The sequence below is a fragment of the Bacillus sp. JJ1474 genome, from assembly GCF_036965225.1.
GTDB lineage: Bacteria > Bacillota > Bacilli > Bacillales > Cytobacillaceae > Cytobacillus.
The window spans coordinates 987-6,706 of sequence record NZ_JBALPC010000170.1 but is presented as its reverse complement, the minus strand read 5'-3'; the positions used below and the strand labels follow the sequence as shown (position 1 = coordinate 6,706).

Annotated in this window: 5 protein-coding genes; all 5 read right to left on the bottom strand. The window is 35.7% G+C overall.

Features of this window, described 5'->3' with window-relative positions:
• Positions 1–171 precede the first annotated feature (171 nt).
• Positions 172–243, bottom strand: coding sequence for a hypothetical protein (locus tag V7164_RS25735; protein ID WP_438824729.1), 72 nt, complete (start codon positions 241–243; stop codon positions 172–174).
• 246 nt (positions 244–489) lie between these two features.
• Positions 490–1,632 (bottom strand): DHHW family protein, encoded by a 1,143-nt coding sequence (locus tag V7164_RS18920; RefSeq protein ID WP_335354906.1) that lies wholly within the window; start codon positions 1,630–1,632, stop codon positions 490–492.
• A gap of 22 nt (positions 1,633–1,654) precedes the next feature.
• The gene (locus tag V7164_RS18915; RefSeq protein ID WP_335354905.1) at positions 1,655–3,034 is read right to left on the bottom strand and encodes an MBOAT family O-acyltransferase; all 1,380 of its coding nucleotides are present in this window, start codon (positions 3,032–3,034) and stop codon (positions 1,655–1,657) included.
• Between the two features lie 5 nt (positions 3,035–3,039).
• Entirely contained in the window at positions 3,040–3,522 is a 483-nt protein-coding gene (locus tag V7164_RS18910; protein WP_335354904.1) for a DUF4358 domain-containing protein, read from the bottom strand.
• A gap of 490 nt (positions 3,523–4,012) precedes the next feature.
• Positions 4,013–5,080: an SGNH/GDSL hydrolase family protein gene (locus V7164_RS18905; RefSeq protein WP_335354903.1), complete on the bottom strand. Its 1,068-nt coding sequence runs from the start codon at positions 5,078–5,080 to the stop codon at positions 4,013–4,015.
• Positions 5,081–5,720: the final 640 nt, after the last annotated feature.

Sequence of the window (5,720 nt, the reverse complement as noted above, 5' to 3'; positions counted from 1 at the left end):
GTATGACGCTATTTCGGATATAGTTGTTATTATTTTTCTGTCAGTGGGTTTAGGAAATTCCCTATTGGGAGCAATCATAATAGAGATTATAAACAAATGGAAAGAAACACATTAACCTCTGTTTGAGGAGCATAAAGCCATGGTCTCATACTGCTTGTTCCATTATAAGTTTCAATGTATTTTCCAAACTTTAATATAAACTTCTTGTACTAGTACCTCTGCTTGTTCTTTATTCTTTACCATGTAAAATAAAAAACGAAATAAATCTTGATGGTACTCGTTGTAAAGTTTATGAAAGGCCTTATTCATCATCTAATTTCATTATTCTCCTTGCTGTATACATCATTTATCATAATCTGTAGTGATTTAAGAGTTTCAAATATTAAATTTACACCTTGGCTTTGAAATGGATAGGAAAAGTTCGGTATATTCCCTAAAATAAACACCCGCTCCTCTATTTTAATTAGAGAAACAGGTGCTTTTAGTTGGCTATTTTCGTAGTTTCAGCAATTCCGAATTATTCACAAAGGTTGAGGTGTTAAATATAAACAAGACTTCTTCGATTCCGTTTTCTTGCATGAATTCACTGATATTTCCGTTGTAATATCTGATGTCTATTATGTAGATTTCTGCTACATGATTCGTGAGGAATGGAATTAAGTTGTGTGCGTAGGAATCCTTGATTACAAGGAGTTTTTCTTGTTGAATTTGTTCGGGCTTTAGTTGGCTCGTAATTTTCATTAAGGCATGGACTCCACCTAAAAAATAGGAGTATTTGTCCTTTTTGGTTAAGAAGCTTTCATTATATAGACTATTTACTGTTTCTTCTGTATCTGCAATGTATATTTTCGTTTGTATCGGCTTACGAGGAAAATAGGCCTGAATGGTGTCGGGAGTGATCCTGCTGAATTGACTTCGAGTATGGTAACTCCCTAGAAATGATTCACTGATGGTTTGTATTTTGAACTCGTTTTTTGATAATGGTTTCCACCCCATCTCTTTTGCATAAACCAAATATCCTAAATAGGCCCCATTTGTGTTCCAATGATGGTCAGTCCGATAGTAAACAGGCTCAGCAGCATCAGCACTTAAAAAATCATAGCCATCTATAAAAGTGAGTGTATTTTTTACATATTCCCCTATTTTTTGGTTTACCTGATCCTGAGGGTATGAAGGTGCTAACCAGGGTAATTTATCTGGATAAACCCCTACTGATGTCGGGATAAGCATCAGTGTTATATTTACATTATGATGTTTCGATGAAAATTCATTTAGAGAATCAGTGTACTGCAGAAGTTTTTGTTCTTCTGGCATTAAAAACTTTTCGAATAAATAACCTTCTTTTCCGTAATAAATACCATTGTTTTCATTTTGGAGTCGCAGTCGTTCTATGTGAGATTTGGCCATAACCCATTGGTTACGAAAAGGAAAATGATCCGAGAAGTAGTTTTCTAACTCATTTCCATATTCCTTGGATATTAATTTGTCTAAGGTCAAGTTTGGAAAGGGTTGCAAAAGTCGGTTTTCCATTTCGGAAAAACGTTGCGGCGTCAAAAATAGCAAAAGCAATAAGGCAAGCGCGAGTGTTGTGCAGAAGCTTAATACCAAAAACTTGTCTGCCTTTGATTTCATTTCTTTAAGTTCACCTCACCTATTAAAAACGAAAATATAAAAACGGATTAAAAGTTGAATCTACTAAATAGGCCACTGATAAAAAGAAGAGAAATCCATACCATCCTAGATTAAGTACTGAATGTTCTTTCGGCCATTTCTTTAGAGGCATTGAAAAAGTAATTAGTAATAAAAATAAAACTACATTGGTATATCCTAAATACAATGTCTCTTGATTCCATATTGCTTGATTATTCAATCCAAACAACGCTTTTGAGTAACCGGAGATTAATTCAAGGTTATCCAATGAAAATAGAACCCAGCCTATTAATATAAGTAATATCGCGTATATGTGCCTCATCCAACGTGGAATTTGACTTAAAAGTTTTAATCCCCACCATTTTTCAAACAAAAGGATGATACCAAAATACAACCCCCATAAAACGAAGTTCCAGTTAGCTCCGTGCCAAAATCCCGTCAATAACCAGACTATAAGGATATTTCGGAACTGGATCATTAGCCCCCGGCGGTTGCCGCCTAATGGTATATAAACATATTCCCTAAACCATGTGCCAAGTGAGATATGCCATCTTCTCCAAAAATCAGTAATACTCTGTGCAATATATGGATATTTGAAGTTTTCATTTAATCGGAATCCAAACATATAACCAAGGCCAATCGCCATATCAGAATAACCGCTGAAATCAAAATAAATTTGGAAAGCAAATGCAATAATCCCGAGCCACGCTGTTAACATGGGTAGTGTTTCGATATTTGAATTTGAAATAGTATTCCAAAGTATCCCGATATTGTTGGCCAGCAAAACTTTTTTTCCTAGACCAATCGTGAAGCGGCGAATACCTATTGCAAAATGTTCTATACTTTCCTTCCTGTTGCGAAGTTGTTCTACAATTGTTTTGTACTGAACTATCGGACCCGCTACCAGCTGCGGAAATAAAGCTACATATGTGCCAAAATCAATCCAGTTTCGTTGAACTTTAACTGTCCCCCTGTAAACATCGATGATGTAGGACATTGATTGAAAGGTATAAAACGATATGCCAATCGGAAGTGCTAATTCGGTTAACGGAAAGGAGGTTCCTAATAGAATATTAATATTTTCGATCAGAAAGTTAACATATTTAAAAAAGGATAGTAACGATAAGTTAAGAATTATAGAAATGACAACAATCACTTTACGCCCTGTCGAAGAAAACTTTGTGCTACCGAGTAACAACCCAAATGTGTAATCCATAAGGGTGGAAAAAAGTATAATGACTATGTAAATCGGCTCTCCCCAGGCATAGAAGAACAAACTTGTTAAAAATAAAAGGAGGTTTTTGAACCTCCTAGGTGAACAATAATAAAGTACTAAAACAATTGGTAAAAATATAAATAGAAATGTCAGGCTACTAAATACCATGATCGTTATTTATTGCTGAAGAAGGCGTTGAAATATTTAATTAGTTCTTCGGATTCTTCAGAAATCACAAATAACACGTAGTTGCCATTGGAAACGATCTTATAGTTTTTGGCATTTTCGTATTGATCCGGCAAATAGTTTTCAAAATTTCTTATTGCATCTGCAGCACGTTTTTCGAGTGCAGATTTAACAGTTTCGAGATCTTTTTTGTCCTTCAACTTCAAAATGGATAGTTCGTTGGATTTTACATTCATTAACGGCATTTGTATTATATATTCCTCAAGAAGGTTAGGATCCATATAATAACTTTCCTTGACTTGTACCTCCTCTAATTCCATAAAGGCTGGTTGTTCTACTTGTTTTAGTAGTTGTTCCGCCATTTCTTTTACTGTTACTTTTGGTTCAATCTTAGTTTCTTGATTGTTTGAGCATGCGGTAAGGGTCAATAAAAACACCGCAAATAAAGCCCACATCATTCCTTTTTTCATAAATACATACAACTCCACTCTTTTAATATCTTGCTTATTCCGATATATTGACGAATATATTTCAAATAGGTTACAGTTTATTGTTTTTTAAAAAGGAATTACTATTTTAGTATTAGGCTCTGTTAAAGGTAAATGTTGATATTTGAAACCTGTTCGAAGAGTTATAATAATCAATCCAGGAATTAACAATCAATTTAACAACCGAAATAGCATAATGACAATTGCAATAACAATTGTATACCATTAATTTGATGTATTATTTGATATGCTTTTTTATATCTCAAATGCGAAATCGTTGGAATAACAGTGATAACAAAAGACCAAATCGGATGCGATTTGGTCTCCTAATTGCAATGTTATTTACGATGTTACTCCACAAAAACAGAACTACTTATCGGCTAAGATGATGAGTTAGATTAGACGAGACCTGACTTTTTCGTACCTGTAAGGACTCTTTTAATAAGGAGGCACTAGATCCTTCCCTGTTCTTTTATTTCAGCAGCTCCAATTTTTGTTTAGATGGAGTTTTGTAGGATACATAGCCTTCTATTTTTGTCACATAGTGTCCATCGCCAACTGAATATTGGCCGCCGAATTCATTGTCGTAGCGGTATACGCGGTATTTTTCACCGGGATTTAGGACTCTTACGAACTGGAGACCTTCATCTGTTCGTTTCCATAGATTGATAGGTTTTTTAATGGAAAGTCTGCCAATCTGGCCCTTTTTCAAGATAACGCCATCCCAATAGACAAGCGGTGTTTCCTTGGCAGGCACTTCGACTTCCTCTTCCTCTTCTGGTACTGCCGGTTTCATCACATTCCAGAAAAGCTCGGAAACTGCCTTATAGCCATCTTCGCTCAAATGAATATCTTTCGGGTTTGGTAAAAAAGCAATATTTTTTGCGATGACATCTGCAGTTGGAACGTAAGTAGAGACGGATTGGATCGCAATTTGCTCAATCATTGAATTTAGTGCAGTTAATAATTGGTTGAGAGCAGGCTGGTGCTCAGCCGGCAAATGCGGATATGGATTGTAGTAGCCCATGATATAAAGCTTTACATCTGGATTTAGCGATTTTACAGCGGTGGTGATTTTAACAAGGTTTTGTTGAATTTCCGCAAACGTTTGCTTAACCTCTTCCTGATCAAACGAAACGTTTTGATTTACCGGATCAATCTTAATCTTCTTTAAGATATCATTGGCACCGACATCTAGTGTCACATGCGTGGCTTGGCTCAAAACAGCCTGGATTCCATCGTTTTCTCCTTTTATCACGTTATTGGCAATGTCATCTAGTACATTGGTTGTCGTATATCCCGGTACAGCGTAATCCCTGACAAACATTTGGAGAACCTCATTGCTCTTGAAGTTTTCCGCAATAAAATCAGGATAGCCTTTGCCAATCTCGCCATACGGCGATAGGCCGGCAGCCAGAGAATCCCCTAGACTAACATAAAAAACATTCTTTTCTGCAGCAGCTAAGCTTGCAATTGGCTGCGCGACCATCCCAAGTAAAAGCGCAAACACGAATAAAACCTTTACAAAATTCCTAGACAAATAGACCCCCTACCTTCATAATAATTTCGAATATTCGCAAAATACTCTATCATTCTACCTTAATTTTATAGGTAAAAACAACCAGAAAGATTTGCGGTGCGGGCAATATTTATGGACATTTTTCGCTATTTTGTGGAAGCTGGGACGATTCTTGGACTTCTATTTATAGTTAGGCGGGCTGTCTCTTTTACTTTCAAAGGTTTTACAATTTAAAGTTAGCAAGGTAAAAATATCGTTAATTAAACGTTTGTTTAAATCCCCTCAAAGCCAGGCGGGACAAGGGATTGAGACTGTTTAATCAAACGTTTGTTTAATGACCTCTTGCACTAACAGGACAGGCTATCACCAAGTTTGTATCATATTAATTATTAAAATTAGTAATTGGTATAAATTGATATATAAATACAATCTTACATATTAATTAAACGTTTGTTTAAATCCTTTCAAAGCCAGGCAGGACATGGGATTGAGACTGTTTAATCAAACGCTTGTTTAATGCTCCATTACACTAACAGGACAGGCTCTCCCTAAGTTCCTATCGTAATAATTAATAAAATTAGTCAGTGGGTATAAATTGATATAAAAACACGTACATACATATTAATTAAACGTTTGATTAAGTCCCCTCAAAGCCAGGCGG